The sequence below is a fragment of the Kitasatospora sp. NPDC043949 genome (assembly GCF_056435365.1).
The window spans coordinates 189,269-207,879 of record NZ_JBWKEQ010000007.1 but is presented as its reverse complement, the minus strand read 5'-3'; the positions used below and the strand labels follow the sequence as shown (position 1 = coordinate 207,879).

Here is an 18,611-nt window from a genome sequence, read left to right as displayed (position 1 = left end):
GTCGTTGTTCACCTGTGGGCGAACGCGCGGAGCAGGCGTACGTACGGGGTCCAGCGGGCCGGGCGGGCCACCGTGCCCGTGCAGGCGAGCTCGGCGCGGTCCAGGCCGTCCTCCAGGCAGGCGTCGTGCATCGGGCGCCAGGCCGCCGGCCAGGTCAGGCGCGCCAGGCCGCCGGCCTTCATCGCGAGGGTGTGCCGCAGCACGGTGCGTTCTTCGTCGACGGGCAGCACCGTGAACTCGTGGAAGCCGTGGAATCCGCGCGGCCCGCTGAAGGTGAAGCGGACCCAGGCCCCGGGCACGTAGGCGGTGACCGTGTAGCGGACCGGGCCGTGGCCGCCGGTCGCGCCGACCGCCAGTGGGCGGTCGAACTCCATCGCGGGCCAGTCCGAGTGCGGCCAGAGCCGGTCCGCCGGGCCGCCTGACAGGTTGTCGACGAGCGCGCCCACCTCGCTCGCCTTGGCGGCCAGCAGGCGCTCGTGCACGTTGTAGACGCCCATGCGTCCTCCCCTTCAGATTATTAGAGACCATCCTCTAATAATCTGGAGGGTACCCTCTGATTCATGGCGAGACCACCCCGCTTCGACACCGACCAGATCCTCGACGCCGCCGTCCGGCTGGCCGCCTCCGCCGGGCCGGCCGGCGTGACCATGTCCGCCGTCGCCCAGGCGATCGGCGCGCCGAGCGGGTCCATGTACCACCGCTTCCCCGGCCGTACGGCACTGCTCGCCGAGATGTGGCTGCGCACCGTGGAGCGTTTCCAGGAGGGGTACTTCGCCGCACTCGGCAGCGCGCCCGACCCCCACCCGGCCGCCCGCGCGGCCGCCCGGCACGTCATCTCCTGGAGCCGCGCCCACCCGCAGGAAGCCTCGCTCCTCCTCTACGGCGCCGAGGAGTTCGGCCGCGCCGACTGGTCCGAGGACCACAAGGAGCGCGCGGACCTCGGCAGCCGGCGCGTGCTCGACTCCATCGCCTCCCTCGCCGAAGCCCTCGGCGCGGCGGGCCCCCGGGACCACGAGCGCATCACCCTGGCCCTGATCGACCTGCCGCTGTCGGTGGTCCGCCGCCATCTGCGCGCCGGGCAGCCACTGCCACCGCACGCAGAAGACCTCACCGAGGAATGCACGACGGCTCTGCTGGCCGGCGCGGGGGCTCCGTGATCGGACTCCCCGAAGCCGGAGTCCTCCGCGGAGCTACACCGTCAGGCCCTGGCCGCCGGGGCGACGAGCGCCTGACGGACGGCGCAGTACCAGCTGGCGGGGCCGGTGGGGCAGTCGGGGCCGTCGACGTTGCGGGAGAGTGCGTACTCCCAGCCCGCGGCACCGGCGAAGTCCGGGTACTTGTCGGCGAGAGCGCGCAGGGTCCGCTGGAGGACCGGCATGTCGACGTAGCCCCCGCAGTCCAGGTTGTCGTTGGTGATGCCGGCGGCGACGACCTTGGACGCGGGGAACTGGTTCTGGATGACCGCGTCGTAGTCGGCGGTGTCGGCGAGGCTGCCGTTGCCGCAGTAGAACTGGGTGTTGTACCAGCGGATCAGGGGGCCGACCTGCTTTTCGAGCGTGCGGTAGTCGAGGAAGGGGAGGTTGCCGCCCTCGGGCAGGGTGAGCTCTCCGGGCCCTGGGGCGAGAGTGATCAGGAAGTCCGGCCCGAAGTCGGAGCGCAGCTGGCGGATGAGCCTCTCGGCGGTCGCCTCGTGGAACGCTTCCTCGACGTCGAGGTCGATGCCGTCCAGCCGGTACGTCCTGAGGGCGTCGCGGACGGGCGGGTAGTACATGCCGAAGTCCTTGTCGAGCAGCCCGTACGTCCCCTGCGCGGCGCCGCCGAGGAGTGCGGTGACCTTGACGCCCTTCGCCTGCACCGAGGCGATGTCACGCCACATCTGAACGTACTTGAGCGCGGAGGGCGGGTCGTCGTTCAGGGTGAGGATCGGGTACTGGGTGGGGTTGTTGAGGTGGAACGCGGCCACCTCCACCACGTCCGCGTGACCGATCAGGGGCACCGGGGAGACGTAGTGGCTGTCCGGGTCACCTGTGGTCGTGCCGGTCTGGTAGAACGCGACGACGTGGCGGGTCGCCGACGTCTTCGCCGCGGGAGAGGTGCCTCGCACCCCATCCGGGTGTCCGTGACTGCTCATGGACGGGTTCCTCCTGGTGGTCGGCCACAGACCTGCTGTGGGTCACCAGGAAGCGTGCCGCCCCGCCTGGAGGGTCGCGCGCATTCCCACCACGCGTCCTGGAATTCCACTCCGCCAGCCCCGTACCACCGCCGCCGCCCATCGGCCCGGCCCGCCGGGTCGAGGCCGGCGAGGTCGGTGTCGCGCTCGGCCCGACGAGCTCCCCGCCTCGCCGGCTCGGGGGAGGCTCAGTCGACGCAGAACTCGTTGCCCTCGACGTCCTGCATCACGATGCACGAATCGTGGCCGTCGTAGAGCAGTTGCACGCGTACCGCGCCGAGCGCGACCAGCCGGGTGCACTCGGCTTCGAGCGTGGCGAGGCGCTCTTCGCCCACGAGCCCGGTGCCGACCCGCACGTCGAGGTGCACCCGGTTCTTGACGACCTTGCCTTCGGGAACGCGCTGGAAGAACAGTCGCGGGCCCTCGCCTGAGGGGTCGCTGCAGGCGGACCACGAACCCCGGTCCTCAGCAGGCTGGGAGCGGTCGTACTCGTCCCAGGTGGCGAACCCCTTCGGCGGCGGCGATTCGTACCCCAGCACCTCGCACCAGAAGCGGGCGACGCGCTGGGGTTCCGCGCAGTCGAAGGTGACTTGGAACTTCTTGATCAATGACATAAGCGCACCATAACAGGGGTGCTGTCGCTCATCTCCGGCCCAGGAGCCGCACGTTGGCGCTCCCGAAACGGCAGGGGCGCGGGTCCTCCAGGAGAACCGGGAGCCACGCAGCCGCGGGAGTGCTAGCCGAACGACGTGGTGACGGTGTGGTGGAGCCGGGCAATCTCGTCCTCCCAGTCGGGGACCGCGCGGGCGGGGACCAGGATGACGTGTTCGACGCCGACGTCCGCGAACTCGGCCAGGCGCTCGCGCAACGCCCGGTCGCCGCCGACGGCATAGACATCGCGGCTGGTGCAGCCCTGCTTGTGGGCCGAGACCTCGGCGTCCAGCTCGCGCCGGAGTTCGGGGGTGTCGATGGCGGGCGGCACGTAGACGAGCTGCACCGCGCGGGTGATGTGCTCGGTGCGGCCGAGGTGCTGCCGCTCCTCGTCGAGGACCTTCAGGCGCCGACGGTACTCGGCAGGGGTGATGAACGCGGGGACCCAGCCGTCCGCGAGGGCGGCGACGCGCCGTACGGTCCCCTCCCTGCCTCCGCCCAGCCACACGGGCGGCACCCCGGTCGGGCCGCTGCCGCTGGATTCCCCGGCGGACTCCCCGACGAGGCGGCGCAGGCGGCGCAGGATGTCCTCCAGGGCGGCGGCCGCTTCGGCGGGGTCCCGGATGAGGGCCTCGCGGGGGCCGCCGATGCCGAGCTGGGCGACGAACCGGCCGTTGGACCGCCGGTACAGATCGGTCAGTTCGCGGACCACGGCGGACGGTTCCAGGCCGGCGGCGACCAGGACGTGCGGACCGAACACCAGGGCGGATGTCCGGTGGGCCACTTCCCGTGCCAGCTCAAGCGGCGGGGGCATGTCGTCCCCGTTGTTGTTGTAGAACCAGAACGAATCGAATCCGTGCTGCTCCACCGCGTCGAGCAATTTCCACAAGTGGTCCCGCGTCACGTCATGACGCAACGAGGTACCGAAACAGAAGCCGAATTGCAGACCCATGAGACCTCCCTGTCGAGATATTGCCTGCGGGGCACGGCCGCCTGCCAGGCGGGCGGTCGATGAATTGGCGGGAGCCATATGAATACCGACTTCAGGTCCGCGATCCACAGGATTTTCCACTCCTGTCGAACCCTTTCGAACCCTGTCGAAATAAGGGGTCTCCGCTCACCGTGCGCAGCCGACGAAGCAGATCAGATACACCTTCGCCTGGAACGTACCACAGGGGTCAAGCCTTCGAGAAGTGCGCCAATCCAGGCCCGAAGCTCATTTACCGAGCCATATAACATCCTTTAACCAATCTTCGCAAGGTCCACAGGTTTCACTCAAACCAACGGTGTGATTCGCCCCAAAGTGCGCTCTTGCGCCGCCCCCGAGGCGGCAGGGGCGTCGGCGGAAGCACTGGATCCGGTGTCGGGAGAGGCGGGCATAGCCCTATGTCCAGAAAGTCGCCTTCCCTGCACCTTCGAGAATGAGACATTCCGTTTGCTCGTTCTTGAAAAACTCCCAGGGTACATACAGACTCGTTTCGTGAACGGACCCCGGCGTGCCGGAGGTCCGACCCGGGGCACCGATCCCCGAGGGCGCCGACCGCACCTTCACGTACGCGCCCCTGGTTCCCCTCTCAATTCGCCGTCGCCGGCATCCGCCCGCTCACGGGCGAACTCTTCGAGTTTGCAGAGCCCCATGCCCGGATGGCCGCACGGCTTCATTCTTCCTCTCGACACCCCGCGCTCGGACCACCGGCCGAGTGCCGCCAGCACGTACGGAAGGGGCAACCGAAGTGAACAGGAGCGACCTGGTTTCGGATTCGGGTCCGGCGCCGGATGCCGAATTCGCGTTCCCGCTCTCGGCCCCGGAGTTCGGTATCTGGCTCACTTGTCGGGACCAGCCGGAGTCCTTCAACATCCACCGCGTCTGGGAACTGCGCGGGCAGCTCGACGAGCAGGCCCTGAAGGGCGCCGTCGAGGAGACCGTCGCCCGGCACCCCGTGTTCGCCCGCCGGCTCGTCGACGAGGACGGCGTGCCCTCCTGGGTTCCCGGCGTGCCGCAGCCGCGATGGACCGCGATGGACACGGCCACGACGGTCGACGCCACGCCCTGGGCGCCCGTCGGACGCCACCGGTTCGACCTGAGACGAGACTGCCCCGTCCGCGTCGACCTGTTCCGGCACCGACCGGACCACCATGTGCTCTCCCTCCTGGTGCACCACATCGCGTGCGACGGGGCGTCGCTGGAGAACGTGCTGGCGGACATCGGTGCCGCGTACAACGCGCGCACCGGCGGCGGGCCCCCCTTCACACCGTCACCGGCACCGCCCGCGGTGTCCGACCCGCCCGCGCCGGCGGAGCCCTCCCGCTTCTGGCCCCTCGAACTGGCGGACGCCCAGTGGCCGGAGGCCCTGCCGCGCACCCCGGGCCCCCGGACGGCCGAAGCCGACGTCCTGGTGCTCCCGCTGCCCCCGGACGAGGCCGACGCGGTGCGCGCGGCGGCCCGCCGCCTGCGCGTCACCCCGTACCTCATGGGACTCGCCGCCCTCTACGCGGCGTTCGCCACGCAGGGCAACGCCCCCGACGTCATGGTCGCCACACCGTTCGCCTCCCGGACACCGGCCACCGTGTCGCTGGTCGGCTGCTTCGCGCGGATGGTCCCGCTGCGCCAGCGGTGGCCCTCGGGAGCCTCCGGCACCGAGCTCTGCGACGGTGTGCGGCGGACCGTCGCCGAGGCGCTGTCCCACGCGCACGAGCCGATCCACGAGAGCGCGGACCTCTTCGACGCCGCGGCGCCCGGACTCACCGTCAGTTTCCAGCTGCGGGACCCCCTTCCGGGGCCGGCACTCGGCGGGCTCACCGTCCGTGCGATGGAAGCGGCGTGGGCGGCGGGCACCGTACCCGGGGCGGAAGCGGTGCGTGAGCCGGCGGCACCCGTCGCAGGTGCACCGGAGGCGCCCGGAGCGACTGAAGCGACTGAAACCCCCGGAGCCCCTGAAGCCCTCGAAGCTCCCGGAGCCGCTCCCCCGGCCGGGCACCCCGGCGGGACGAACGGCCTCACTCGTTTCGACCTCGAATTCGACCTGTGCTTACGGGCGGACGACGCCTCGGTGACGGTGACGCGCCGGGTGCGCGGCGGCACGACCCACGCGGCCGCCGCCGAACTGCTCGCCGTCTACCGCCGGGTCCTGCTCGCCCTCGCCCGCAACCCGGGGGCACCGCTGCCCCGCTCGACGAGCGCGGCGACGCCGTCCCTGATCGTCGGGCCGGCCGATCCGTCGGCGCACGCACAGCCCCTCATGGACCGGTTCGACGCCTGGGTGCGCACACAGCCCCGGCGGCCGGCGGTGCGGTGCGGCGACGACCTCCTCACCTTCGCCGGCCTGGACCGCGAGGTCGCCCGGCTCGCCGCCGCCCTGCGCCGCCACGGCGCGGGCCCGGGCACCGCGGTGGGCGTCCTGCGCGAGCGGGGCGTCGCCCTGGTCGCCTCCGTGCTGGCGGCGTGGCGGGTGCGGGCCCACGTCGTCGCCCTCGACCCCTCCCAGCCCGACTCCCGTCTCGCCTACGTCGTGGCGGACACCGGCACCCGTCTCGTGCTGTGCGACCCCGCGTCACGCCACCGGCTCGACGCCTCGCTCACGATCGTCGACGAGGACGCGCACGCCGGGGCCCCGGACGCGGAGAACGCGCACACCGAGGCCCCGGACGCCGAGAACGCGCACGCCGAAGACGCCCGCCCCCACGATCTGGCGTACGTCCTGCACACCTCGGGCACCACCGGCCGCCCCAAGGGCGTCATGGTCGAGCACCGAGGTCTCGCCGTCCTCGTCGACGCGCAGCCGGCGGGAGCCGGGGCCGCCCGGGTCGGCGTCACCGCCGCCGTCTCCTTCGACGTCTTCTTCCAGCAGCTCCTCTACCTCTTCCGGGGCAGCTGCCTGGTGGTGGCCGACCAGGCCACGTACCGCGATCCGCAGGCGCTGGTGCAGTGGGTCGAGCGCAACGACGTGCGCCTGCTCAGCACCTCGCCGTCGATGTTCGCCGCCATGCGCCCCTTCGGCGTGGAGGAGATGTTCCAACGCACGGGCCTGGAGCTGGACTTCGGGGGCGAGGCGGTCGACGCCACGACCTGGCGCAGGCTGCGCGAGCTGGGTGTCAGGGGATCCAACGGCTACGGTCCGACCGAGGTCACGATCCAGACCACGTGGTGCGGTTTCGACGAGTACGGGACCCCCAGCATCGGCCGGCCCCTCGACGGCACCTCGGCCTACGTCCTGGGCCCCGACCTCCGCCCCGTGCCGGTCGGTTCCCGCGGCGAGCTGTACCTCGCGGGGCCGCTGGTCACCCGCGGCTACCTCAACGCCCCCGCGCTCACGGCCGAGCGCTACCTCCCGGACCCCTTCGCCCCGGCACCCGGCGCCCGGATGTACCGCACGGGGGACCGCGTCACCCTCGGTGCCGACGGACACCTGATCTACCACGGCCGGACCGACCACCAGCTGAAGGTGCGCGGCCAGCGGGTCGACCCGTACGAGGTGGAGGAGGTGCTGCGCGGCACGCCGGGCGTCCAGGACGCCCACGTGGCACGCCAGGGTCCGATCGGGACGGCGGGGCTCCTCGCCTGGGTCACCCCCCGCCGCCCCGGGCCGGTTCCGGTGCCGGGGGAGCTGCGCAGCCTCGCGGCCCGGCGGCTGGCGCCCGCCGCGGTGCCCGCGCACATCGAGGTCGTCGACGCGTTCCCGCTCACGCTCAGCGGAAAGGTCGACGAGCGTGCCCTGCCCGTGCCCGTGCCCGTGCAGCCGCCGGACGGCGGCGCGGACCCCGCCGTCCGGCTCTGGGCGCTGACGCTCGGCCGCCCGCCCGCCTCGAACGGGGACAACTTCTTCTCCTGCGGCGGGAGTTCACTGGACGCGGCCCGGCTCGTCGCCGAGGTCAACCAGGAGTGCGGGGTGCGCGTCGACCTCGCCTCGTTCTTCGGCGACCCGACACCGGAAGGGTTGCGGCACCTGATCGCGCGGGCCGCGCCCGCCGGCGGCGAGGGCCCGTCCACGGCTGCGCCCGCCGGCCTGTCGGCCGCCCAGCGGCGGCTGTGGCTGCTGCACCGGGCGGAGCCGGACAGCCATGAGTTCACCGTGTACTGGGCGCTGCGGCTGAGCGGTCCGCTGGATCCCGGGCGCCTGGAGGCGGCCTGGCACGACGTGCTCACCGCCCACCCCGAGACTCGGCTGCGGGTCATCGACGACGACGTGGCCCCCGGGCGCGGGCAGTGGCCCCTCACGGCGTTCACCGTGAGCGTGCGGGACGTGCCCGGGCACGCCCTGGCGGAGCACCTGCGGCGCGTGGCCCACCGGCCCTTCGACCTGTTCGAGGAGCCCTTGGTCGAGCTGCGGGTGCTCAGGACCGGCCCCGGGGACCACGTGCTGGTCTTCGTCGGCCACCACCTCGTGCTCGACCGCCGCTCCACGGAGCTGATCACCGAGCAGCTGCTGAGCCGGCTGGCCGGCGGCCCGGCGCTCCCGCCCGCCCCGGCGGGCGCCGTCCCCGGGCCGTCGCCCGCCGAGGCCGAACGGCTGCGCCGGTTCTGGGCCGAGGAGCTCGCCGGCGTCTCCGCCCACTCGCCGGTCGCCCTCGGCGGGCCCCGGCCGGGCCCGCACCGGCGCACCGCGGCGACGGTCGGCGTCCCGCTGGACGCGGCGCAGTGGCAGCGCGTGGCCGAGGCGGCGCGTACCCATCGCACCACTGCCCTCGTCCTCGTCCTGTCGGCGTTCGCGGTGACGGCCGACCGCTACGGCGCGGCGGGCGACGTCCTGGTCGGTACCACCATGGACGTCCGACCGCCCGGCTTCAGCGAGGCCGTCGGCCTCTTCGTCAACCCCGTCCCGGTACGGCTGCGCCCCCGCCCCGGCGGCACCGCCGGCGAGGCGGTCGCCCAGGCGCACGCGGCCCTCCTGCGGGCGCACGCACACCGCGCGCACCCCTTCGACGAACTCGTCAGGGAGCTCGGTCTGCGGGCCGGTCCGGGGCAGGCCCCCCTGTTCCAGGTGCTGGTCGACCATGAGCAGCCGGCCACGGCGACGGCCGCGCCGCCCGGCGTCCGCGCCCGCCCGGTGGAGATCCCGGCGGCCATCGCGAAGTACGACGTCGAGATCCTGCTCCGGGAGACCGCTGACGGCGCCCGGCTGGACGTGCTCCACCGCACCGACCGGTGGACGACGGACCAGGCCTGGCAGCTGGCCGAGCGGATCCGCGGGGCGCTGCTCGCGCTGGCGGCCGAGCCCTCCGCACCGGCCGCGCTCCCCGTGGCGCTGGACCCGGGGCGCCTCCCCCTGGAGTGGGGGCGGGGCCCGGAGCCGTTCGCGCCGGTGGTCCCGGTGAGCGAGCTCATCGCCCGGATCGCCCGGGAGGCACCGGAGCGGACCGCCGTGGTCGCCGGGGGCGAGCAGCTCACGTACGGGCGGCTGCGGGCCGACGCCCTGGACCTCGCCGCCCGGCTGACGGCCCGGGGCGCGGGCCGGGGCGCCCGGGTGGCGGTGCTGACCGAGCGGTCCGCGGGCCAGATGACCGCGCTGCTCGGTGTGCACTTCGCCGGTGCCGCGTACGTCCCGCTCGATCCCCGGCACCCCGACTCCCGCATGACGGCGTGCCTGGCCGACTGCGGGGCCTGCGCCGTCGTCGCCGACGCGGCCATGGCCGGGCGGGCGGCGTCCTTCGGGCTGCCGCTGGTCCCGCTGGTCCCCGTGGTCCCCCTGCGCCCGACGCCCGAGCCGGGGGCCGACCGGAGTGCCGCGCCGACGGCCGGGCCGGCGGCCGACCGGAGTGCCGAGCCCGCCGTCCCCCTCCCGCCCGGACCGCACGATCCCGCGTACGTCATCTACACCTCCGGGACGACCGGGCGGCCCAAGGGCGTGGTGATCGAGCACGGCACGCTGGCCGCCTCCACGGCCGCCCGCCGCACCGTCTATCCGGGGCGGCCGGTCTTCCTGCTGCTCTCGCCCGCGGCGTTCGACTCGGCCGCGGCCGGGATCTGGGGAACGCTGTCGGCCGGTGGCCGCCTGGTCGTCGCGAGCGACGACGAGGTCCGCGACCCCGAGGCCCTGGTCACCCTGATCGCCCGGCACCAGGTCACCCGGCTGCTGTGCGTGCCCTCGCTCCACGCCCTGCTGCTCACCGCCGCCGACCGGGCCGGCCCCGACGCGGTGCGAAGCCTGCGCGAGGTCGTCACGGCCGGGGAGCCGCTCCCGGACGAGCTGCTGCGGCGCCACTTCGCCGTCCTGCCCGGGGTGGCGCTGGTCAACGAGTACGGGCCCACCGAGGCCACCGTCTGGGCGAGCTACCGCCGTTACCACGGGCCGGAGGCCGTGGACATCGGCGGCCCGGTGCCGGGGTACCGCCTCTACGTCCTGGACCACGCCCTGCGCCCCGTCCCCCCGGGGGTCGACGGCGAACTGTACGTCGGCGGCGCGGGGGTGGGCCGGGGGTACGTCGGCCGGCCCGCCGAGACGGCCGGCGCCTTCCTGCCCGACCCGTTCAGCGGCGAGCCGGGGGCCCGGATGTACCGCACGGGCGACCGGGTGCGGTGGCAGGGGCCGGAGGCGCTCGCCTTCGTCGGCCGGCTGGACCACCAGATCAAGGTCCGTGGCCACCGGGTGCAGCCCGCCGAGGTGGAGGCGGCGCTGCGCGGCGCCGAGGGCGTCCGGGAGGCGGCCGTGGTCGCCGACGGCGGCGCGCGCCTCGTCGGCTTCGTCACCGGCGGCGGGCGGCCGGAGGCTATCCGGCGCGAAGTCGCCGAGCTCCTACCGGAGTTCATGGTCCCCGCCGTGGTCCACGCGCTGGAGCGGCTGCCCGTCACCCCCAACGGCAAGGTCGACCGGCGGGCCCTGGAGCAGGAGGCGGCCCGGCGCCGGGCCTCGGCGCTCGCCCGGCCCGCCGGGGACGTGTCGCCCGGGCACGCGGCGGTCACCGCGGCGTGGCGGGAGGTCCTGGGCGTCGTCGAGGTTCCCGGCGACGTCAACTTCTTCGACCTCGGGGGGCATTCGCTGCTGGTGCCGGCGCTCCAGGAGGCGCTGCACCGGCACACCGGCGTCCGGCTGCCGATCCTCGACCTCTTCCGCCACAGCACCGTCGCCGACCTCGCGGCCCGACTGGCCCGCGCGAAAACGGACCCGCCGCCCGCCCCCGGGACGGAACCAACGCCCTCAGCCGGGTCGTCCCGTCGCCGACGCGGCGACGCGGCCCGTACGCTCCGCGACCGCCGTGCCCAGGAGGCCGACCGATGAACCGCGACCGTTCCCTCGACATCGCCGTCACCGGCATGACGGGGCGCTTCCCCGGAGCGGCCGATGTGGCACAGCTGTGGCAGGCCCTGCGCGACGGGCGGGTGCTGACCCGGCGCCTGAGCCGGGAGGAGCTGTCGGCCCGCGGCGTCCCCGCGTCCCTCGCCGACGATCCGGCCTACGTCCCCGTCCACGGGTCGCTCGACGATCCCGACCGCTTCGACCACGCGTTCTTCGGCGTCAGCCCCCGCGAGGCCGGGCTGACGGACCCGCAGCACCGCCTGCTGCTGGAGTGCGCCTGGGCCGCCCTGGAGGACGCCGGCCACAGCGTCACGGCCGGCGACGGTCTGCGGACGGCGGTGTACGCGGCCGCCAGCGGCAGCGGTCACCTGCGGGCGCTCCTGGCCTCCGGCTCGCTGGCGCCCCCGGAGTTCGAGGAGGCGCTCCTCGTCAACGAACGCGATTTCCTCGCGACGCGCATCGCCTACAAACTGGGGCTGACCGGGCCCGCGCTCACCGTCCTCACGGCCTGCTCCTCCTCGCTCGTCGCGGCCCACCTGGCCGTCCAGGCGCTGAACAACGGGGAGTGCGACCAGGCCCTGGTGCTCGCCGCGTCGGCCAACGCCCCCCAGGCGGGGCACCTGCCCATGGCCGGCGGAGTGATGTCGCTCAGCGGGCACTGCCGCCCCTTCGACGCCTCGGCGGACGGCACCCTCGGCGGCTCGGGGGCGCTGGGCGTCGTGCTGCGCCGCTACGAGGACGTGGCGGACGGCCCGCTCCCCCTGCACGGAGTGCTGCTGGGCTCCGCCGTCAACAACGACGGCACCGCCAAGGCGGGCTTCCTCGCGCCGTCGGCGGCGGGCCAGGAGCAGGCGATCCGCGCCGCGCTCGCCGCCGCCGACGTCGACGCCGCGTCCGTCGGCTACCTGGAGAGCCACGGCACCGGCACCCGCGTCGGCGACCCCATCGAGTGGTCCGCCGCCTCCTCGGTGTACCGATCGCTGGGTGCCGCTCCCGGCAGCATCCCGGTCGGCGCGCTCAAGGCGACCATCGGCCACCTCGACGCCGCCGCCGGACTCGCCGGGCTGGTGAAGGCGCTGCTGGTGCTCCGGCACGGGTACGTGCCCGCGATTCCCGGGCTGAGCCGGGCCAATTCGCTGCTGGAGCGGGAGGACTCGCCGCTGTCCCTGCCCACCGAGGCCGGGCCGTGGCGGGGCCCGCAGCCGCGCCGGGCCGCGGTGAGCTCGTTCGGCGTGGGCGGGACCAACGTGCACATGGTGGTGGAGCAGCCTCCGGAGCCGGCCGCCGCGCCGCCCGCCCCGCCGTCCGGGCGGGAACGGCTGGTGGTGCTCTCCGCGAAGGACCCGCGGGCCCTCACCCGCATGCGGGAGCGGCTCGCCGCGCACCTGGAGGACGCCGAAGCCGCCCCCTCGCTGGAGGACGTCGGCCGGACCCTCACCCGGCGGGCGGAACTCCCCTACCGCTCCTCGGCGGTGGGCGCGAGCGTGGCCGAGGTCGTGGCGGCGCTGCGGGCCCCGGCCGAGGCGACACCGGAGCCCGCGGCGCACCCCGCCCCGGCGCTGCTGCTCTTCCCGGGGCAGGGGACGCAGTTCCCCGGCATGGCGGCGCCCTTCGCCGCCGCCCTGCCCCCGTTCGCCGACGCGCTGGACGCCTGCCTGGCCGCCTTCTCCCCCGGGCTCGCCCGCGAGGTGGACGAGGCGCTGCACGACGCCGCCTTCCCCGCCGAACGCCTCGCCCGGACGGCGCTCGCCCAGCCCGCGCTCTTCGCCGTCGAGTACGCCGCCGGGACGGCTCTGCTCGCCCTGGGCCTGGTCCCCTGCGCGCTGCTCGGGCACAGCCTGGGGGAGATCACGGCGGCGACCCTGGCCGGCGCGCTCGCCCTCGACGCCGCGGCCCCTCTCGTGGCACGCCGGGCCCTGCTGATGCAGGACTGCGCCCCGGGCGCGATGGTCTCGCTGGCCTGCGGCGAGGCCGAGGCCCGGGCCCTGCTGGCCGAGACCGGTGCCGAGCTGAGCATCGCGGCGGTCAACGCCGCCACCAGCACCGTGCTCGCCGGGTCCCCCGGGGCGGTGGCGGCCTTCCGGGAGCGGATCGGCGGCCGGTACGCGGCCAAGGTGCTGCGGTCGTCCCGTGCCTTCCACTCCCCGCTGATCGAACCGGCGGCCGACGCGCTGCGGGGCACACCGGCGGCCGATGAGGTGCGCCCCGCCGCCCTGGCGTGGATCGAGAACACGGAGGGGCAGCTGCTGCCCGAGGGCTCGCTCACCGACCCCGGCCACTTCGCCCGGGCCGCCCGCCGGCCGGTGCGCTTCGCGGACGCGCTGGCGACGGCCCGGGCGAAGTTCCCCGACGCCGTCGCGGTCGAGGTCGGGCCCGGCCGGGTGCTGAGCGGCTTCGCGGAAGCCGCCGGGCTGCCCGCGATCCCGCTGCTGGGCTCCTCGCCGCCGGCCCCCGCCGCGCCGTCGCACGCCCCGGCCGCTGCCACCGCCCGCCCGGTGCTGGCGGCGATCGGCCGGCTGTGGTGCTCCGGCCTCCCCCTGGACCTCTCCCCGCTCCAGGCCCCGGGGCGCTCCGTCCCCCTGCCGACCTATCCGTTCCACGGCCCGCGCCACCCGGTGCCGGCCGCCCCGGCGCCCGGAGCACCGCCAGGACCACCGCCCGGACCACCCGTCACCGACGCGGCCGATCCCGTCGCGGACACCCCCGTCGCGATCCTCCGCGCCCTGTGGGCCGAACAGCTGGGGGTGACCGACGTGCCCGACACGGCCGACTTCTTCCAGCTGGGCGGTGACTCGCTCACCGTGGCCCGGCTGGCGCGCGGGATGAGCCGCCGGTTCGGCGTCGACGTCCCCGTCGGCGAGCTGCTGCGGGCCCGGTCCATCGGGCTCCAGTACGCGCTGGTGGAGCGGTTGATCGCCCAGCAGATCCTCGACGAGGCCGGGGAGGAGCTCGGATGACCGCCTCACCCCTCGACCGGCTCACCCCCGGGCAGCGCGCCGAACTGGCCGCCCGGCTCCAGGGGCGCAGCCCCGCGGCCGCGTCTCCGGCGGCTGCCGCACCGTCATCGGCGGATTCGGAACCGGCGCTCCCGCCCCGCCCGGAGGCCGCGGCCGGCAGCCACCCCCTCTCCGTCACCCAGTACCGGATGTGGCTCGCCGAGCAGGCGTCCCCCGCCGCGTCGGCGGCCTACACCGTGCCCCTGGCCCTCCAGCTCGCGGGCCCGCTCGACATCGACCGGCTCCGCGCGTGCCTGGACGCCCTCGCCGGGCGCCATCTGGCCCTGCGCACCCGTTTCGGCCAGGAGAACGGGGTGCCCCGGCAGCGCTTCGACCTGCCCGCCCGCATCCCGCTGGAGGTGCGGCCGGTGCCCCCGGGAACGCCGGAGCGGGACCGGGCCCTCGACGCCGAGGCGGCGCGCCCGTTCCGCCTGGACCGGCCCCCGTACGTCCGTGCCGTCCTGCTGGCCCAGGGGCCGCAGCAGCACACCCTCCTCCTGACCTTCCACCACGCCGTCTGCGACGGATGGTCGTTGGGGGTGCTGATCGACGACCTGCTGGACGCGTACGCCGCCGGGGGCGGCCCCGGTTCCGCCCGTCCCGCGCCGGCCGCCCAGCACCTCGACTACGTCCACTGGGAGCAGTCGCCGGACGGGCGGGCCGCGCTGGCCGCCCACGCCGCCCACTGGGCCCGCTCCGGCGGCAGCGCCGACGACGGGGCCGAACTCCCCTTCGCCGTCGACCCGACCGCCTCGGAGCAGACCGCCTCGCAGCAGACCGCCCGGATGCCGCACGCCGAGCTGGCGCTGCCCCCGGACCTCACCCGGCAGGTCCACGCGTTCGCCCGGCGGTACGCCTGCACGGCGCACGCGGTGTGGCTCGCCGCGTTCGCGGCCACCTGGAGCGCGGTCACCGGCGCCCGGACGGCCTCCGTGAGCGTTCCCACCGCCAACCGGGCGGCGGAGCGCTACGACCTCACCGTGGGCGCCTTCGTCTCCGCTATGCCCCTCGCCCTGTCCCTGCCCCCCGCGCTGGGCTTCGCCGCGCTGGCCCGGCGGACCGGCGAGCAGCTCCTGACCGGTTCCCGACACCCGACCCTCCCCCTGACCTCCGACGACATCGCCGTGCCCGTACCCGCCGCCGCCTTCGTCCTGACCCACGAGGACAACCGGCCGCGCCCGGCCGGCCCCCTCACGGTCACCCCCCTGCCGGTGCGCGTCCAGGGCGACCAGGGCGCGCTGACCGTGCAGCTCACGGAACACGCCGACACCGCCGCCGTCCGGCTGACCGGCTCCCCGCAGCACTACACCGACGCGGCCCTCGCCCGGCTCGGACGGGCCTACCGACGCTGCCTCGCCTCCGTGCTCGCCGCCCCCGACGCGCCGCTGGCCGCGCTGGACACACGCGACCCGGCCGAGCGCGAGACCATCGCGGCCGCCTCCACGGCGCCGCCCGCGGCCGGGGCCCGCCTGCCCTACGACGCCTTCGCGGACTGGGCGCGGCGCACCCCCGAGGCCTTCGCCGTCTGGGACGCCGCCGGCGGTCACCTCACCTACCGGGCGCTGCACGAGCGCACCGAGCGCGCGGCGGCCCACCTCGCCCTGGCCGGGGTCGGCCCCGGCTCGGCGGTGGCCCTGGACGTACCGGCGGGCGCCGACTACCCGGCGCTGGCCCTGGCGGTCTGGCGGCTCGGCGGCTGGATCATCGCGCTGCGCCCCGACGACCCCGTGGAACGCCGCCGCGCCCTGCTGCGCAGCGCCCGGGCGGACTTCCTCGTCCGCACGGCCGACGCCCCCGGGCACGATGCCGACGGGGACCATGCCGACGAAGACCGTGCCGACGGCGGCGCGCCGGGGAGGGCACTCCGGACGATCCGGCTCCCCCGAGGGGGCGCGCGCGAGCTCCCGGCCACCGGGGCGGCGGTGCCGCCCGTGGCCCGCACGGGCCCGCAGGACCTGGCCTACGCGGTGTTCACCTCCGGCACGACCGGTACGCCCAAGTGCGTCCCGGTGCCGCTGGGGGCGCTGGCCAACGAGCTCGCCTGGCGCCGCGAGGCGATCGGCCTCGCCGCCCCCGACCGGGTGCTCCAGACCATTCCCCTGGTCTTCGACCCGTCGCTGTGGCAGTGCTTCGGACCGCTGGTCGCCGGGGCCGGCGTGGTCTTCCCCGGCGTCGACCTCGGGGCGCATCCGGCCGCCCTGGTGGAGGCCGCCCTGGAGCACTCCGCGACCGTGGTCGACGTCGTCCCGTCCCTGCTCGCGGCCCTGGACGACGAGGACCTGCGCCGGCTGCCGGCCCGGGTCGTCTTCTGCGGCGGGGAGGCGCTGCCCTCGGCGCAGGCCGACCGCTACCTGCGCGTCGGCCGCGGTGAACTGCGCAACCAGTACGGGCCGTCCGAGACCTGCATCGACGCCACGTCGTACCGGTGCGCGGCGGGGGCCGAGGGCGGCACCGCCCCCGTCGGCCACCCCATCTCCGGCGTGCGCCTGCACATCCTCGACGGCGCGCTGCGTCCGGTGCCCATCGGGGTCACCGGCGAGCTGTACATCGGCGGCACCGGGGTGGCGCGCGGCTACCGGGGCCGTCCGGCCGAGACGGCGGCCCGGTTCCTGCCCGACCCGGCCGGTCCCCCGGGCTCGCGGATGTACCGCACCGGGGACCGGGTGCGGTGGAACGCCGACGGGAGCGTGCAATTCGTCGGCCGCAGCGACAACCAGGTCAAGGTGCGCGGCCACCGGGTGGAGCTGGAGGAGGTCGACCGGCACGTCGTGGACGCGCCGGGGGTGCGGGAGGCGGCCACCGTCGTCGTCGGGGAACGCGTCAGCCGCCTGGTGGGCTTCGTCACCGGCGAGCCCGCCCCGGACCCGGCGGCGGTGCGCGCCCATCTGGCCCGTACCCTCCCGCCGTACATGGTGCCCGGCGAGATCCGGGTGCTCCCTCGGCTGCCGGTGACCGCCAATGGCAAGGCGGACCGCCGCGCGCTGCTGGCGATGGTGCGCTCCGCGCGCACGGCGGCGGGCCCCGCCGCCGCCCACGACCGGGTGGCCGCCGCCGTGGTGGAGGCGTTCGCGGCGGCGCTCGACCGGCCGTCGGCCACCCTGGACGACCATCTCTACGACCTCGGCGGGGCGTCGCTGGGGGCGGCCCGGATCGCCTCCGCGCTGAGCCGCCGCCTCGGGGCGGAGGTCCCCGTGCGCACCGTCCTGACGCATCCGCTGGCCGCCGAACTCGCCACCGAGGTCAGGACGTTGCTCGCAGCAGCAGCAGCACCGCCGCCTCCCGCCGACGCCGGAGCCGGCGCTTCCCAGACACCCGAACAGCTCCTGGTGGCCCAGCAGGAGCGGGCCCTCGGACACCCCGCTCCCCCGATTCCGCTGCTGCTCGGGCTCGACGCCCCCGTGGATCCGCGGGACGTGGAGCGGGCGGTCCGCGCACTGGTCGCCCGGCACGAGGCCCTGCGGCCGGCGGCCCCGCAGGCCGTGCCCGGGACGACGGAGGCGACACCGGGGGCCGCCGGATCGGGACAGCACGACGCGTGGCAGCCCTGCCCCGTGGCCCCACTGCCGGACCAGCCCGCCCAGGTCCACTGGGACACCGCACTGATCGAGCGGCCACTGCCCGCAGGATCACCGGGGCTGGAGGTCGTCCTGCTGACCGGAGAGGACGGCACCGTCCGGCACCTGCTGCTGAGGCTGGCCCGCCACCGGGGCGACGGCGCCTCCGTGGGCATCCTCGCCGACGAGCTCCTCAACCTGCTCGCCGGACGCGACCTGCCCCGGCCGGCCCCGCGCTACAGCGACTACGCCCGCGCCAGGGCCTCCCGCCGCACGGCCCGGCGCGCCGAACTGGAACAGTACTGGCGCACCAGCCTGGGCCCGGTCCCCCCGGACCCGTTCGCCGAGCGCCGCACCGGCCCGAGGACCTTCCGCAACCACGGGGTGCGGAAGGTCCTCCCCGCCGACGCGTACGCGCGCCTCCAGCGGGCGGGCCGGACGGCGGGCACGACCACCACGGCCGCCTTCCTCGACCTGCTCGGCCGGATCGTCTCCCGGATGTCGGGCGGCACGTCCACGGTGATCGGCATGCCGGTCTCCCACCGCTCGGCGGCCACCGAGGAAACGCTCGTCGGCCGCGCCGTCGACCTGCTGCCGGTGGTGCTCGGCGCCACCGGGGCCGGCCACGCCCACCGGGCGCTGCTGTCGGCCCTGGACCACGCCGACCTGCCGCTGCTGCACATCGCCGAGCTCGCCGATCCGGTCGACCCCGCGCTCCGGCCGCCGGTCTGCGCGGCCGGGCTGGTCGTCCACGGGCAGGAGGAGAACCCGGCCGTGGTGCCGGACGACCCGCCCCACGACACCGTGCCCGAGCACTGGGCGGACCTCGACCTCGTCCTCCACGTGCAACCGGCCCGCTCGGGAGGGTGTTCGGTGCTCCTGACCGGAGCCGTCGGCCTCTTCCCGCAGGCCGAGCTGCGCGAGCACCTCGCCCGGGCCCTGGCGGAGCTCGAACCCGACCAGGGCTGAGGCCCGGCCCCCCAGCCGCACCCGCCCCAGCCCTACCCGC

8 protein-coding genes are annotated in these 18,611 nt (G+C 75.4%); 4 read left to right on the top strand and 4 right to left on the bottom strand.

All coding sequences use genetic code 11. The features are described from left to right. Positions 1-8: 8 nt before the first annotated feature. Positions 9-497: an SRPBCC family protein gene (locus AC07AL_RS08935; protein ID WP_478317254.1), complete on the bottom strand. Its 489-nt coding sequence runs from the start codon at positions 495-497 to the stop codon at positions 9-11. 63 nt (positions 498-560) lie between these two features. Between AC07AL_RS08935 and AC07AL_RS08930 the strand changes: the two genes are divergently transcribed. Then, positions 561-1,157: a TetR/AcrR family transcriptional regulator gene (locus tag AC07AL_RS08930; RefSeq protein ID WP_363586191.1), complete on the top strand. Its 597-nt coding sequence runs from the start codon at positions 561-563 to the stop codon at positions 1,155-1,157. A 41-nt stretch (positions 1,158-1,198) separates the two neighbouring features. Here the strand turns inward: AC07AL_RS08930 and AC07AL_RS08925 are convergent, their stop codons facing one another. The 3 genes from AC07AL_RS08925 to AC07AL_RS08915 all read right to left on the bottom strand — a co-directional run bounded on the left by AC07AL_RS08925 (position 1,199) and on the right by AC07AL_RS08915 (position 3,725). Next, entirely contained in the window at positions 1,199-2,131 is a 933-nt protein-coding gene (locus AC07AL_RS08925) for a glycoside hydrolase family 18 protein (protein ID WP_478317253.1), read from the bottom strand. 227 nt (positions 2,132-2,358) lie between these two features. After that, complete coding sequence (locus tag AC07AL_RS08920; protein ID WP_478317252.1) at positions 2,359-2,784, bottom strand: VOC family protein; 426 nt, start codon at positions 2,782-2,784, stop codon at positions 2,359-2,361. A 122-nt stretch (positions 2,785-2,906) separates the two neighbouring features. Beyond that, positions 2,907-3,725 (bottom strand): LLM class flavin-dependent oxidoreductase, encoded by an 819-nt coding sequence (locus tag AC07AL_RS08915; RefSeq protein WP_363631840.1) that lies wholly within the window; start codon positions 3,723-3,725, stop codon positions 2,907-2,909. An 829-nt stretch (positions 3,726-4,554) separates the two neighbouring features. On the opposite strand from AC07AL_RS08915, the gene AC07AL_RS08910 reads away from it, so the two are divergent. Genes AC07AL_RS08910 through AC07AL_RS08900 form a run of 3 tightly spaced genes read left to right on the top strand, consistent with a single transcriptional unit; the run spans position 4,555 to position 18,571 of the window. Further along, complete coding sequence (locus AC07AL_RS08910) at positions 4,555-11,034, top strand: amino acid adenylation domain-containing protein (RefSeq protein ID WP_478317251.1); 6,480 nt, start codon at positions 4,555-4,557, stop codon at positions 11,032-11,034. Further along, entirely contained in the window at positions 11,031-14,009 is a 2,979-nt protein-coding gene (locus AC07AL_RS08905; RefSeq protein ID WP_363586186.1) for a type I polyketide synthase, read from the top strand. The genes AC07AL_RS08910 and AC07AL_RS08905 overlap by 4 nt, the downstream gene beginning before the upstream one ends. Continuing rightward, positions 14,006-18,571 (top strand): non-ribosomal peptide synthetase, encoded by a 4,566-nt coding sequence (locus AC07AL_RS08900; protein WP_478317250.1) that lies wholly within the window; start codon positions 14,006-14,008, stop codon positions 18,569-18,571. Before AC07AL_RS08905 ends, AC07AL_RS08900 begins: the two co-directional genes overlap by 4 nt. Positions 18,572-18,611 lie beyond the last annotated feature (40 nt).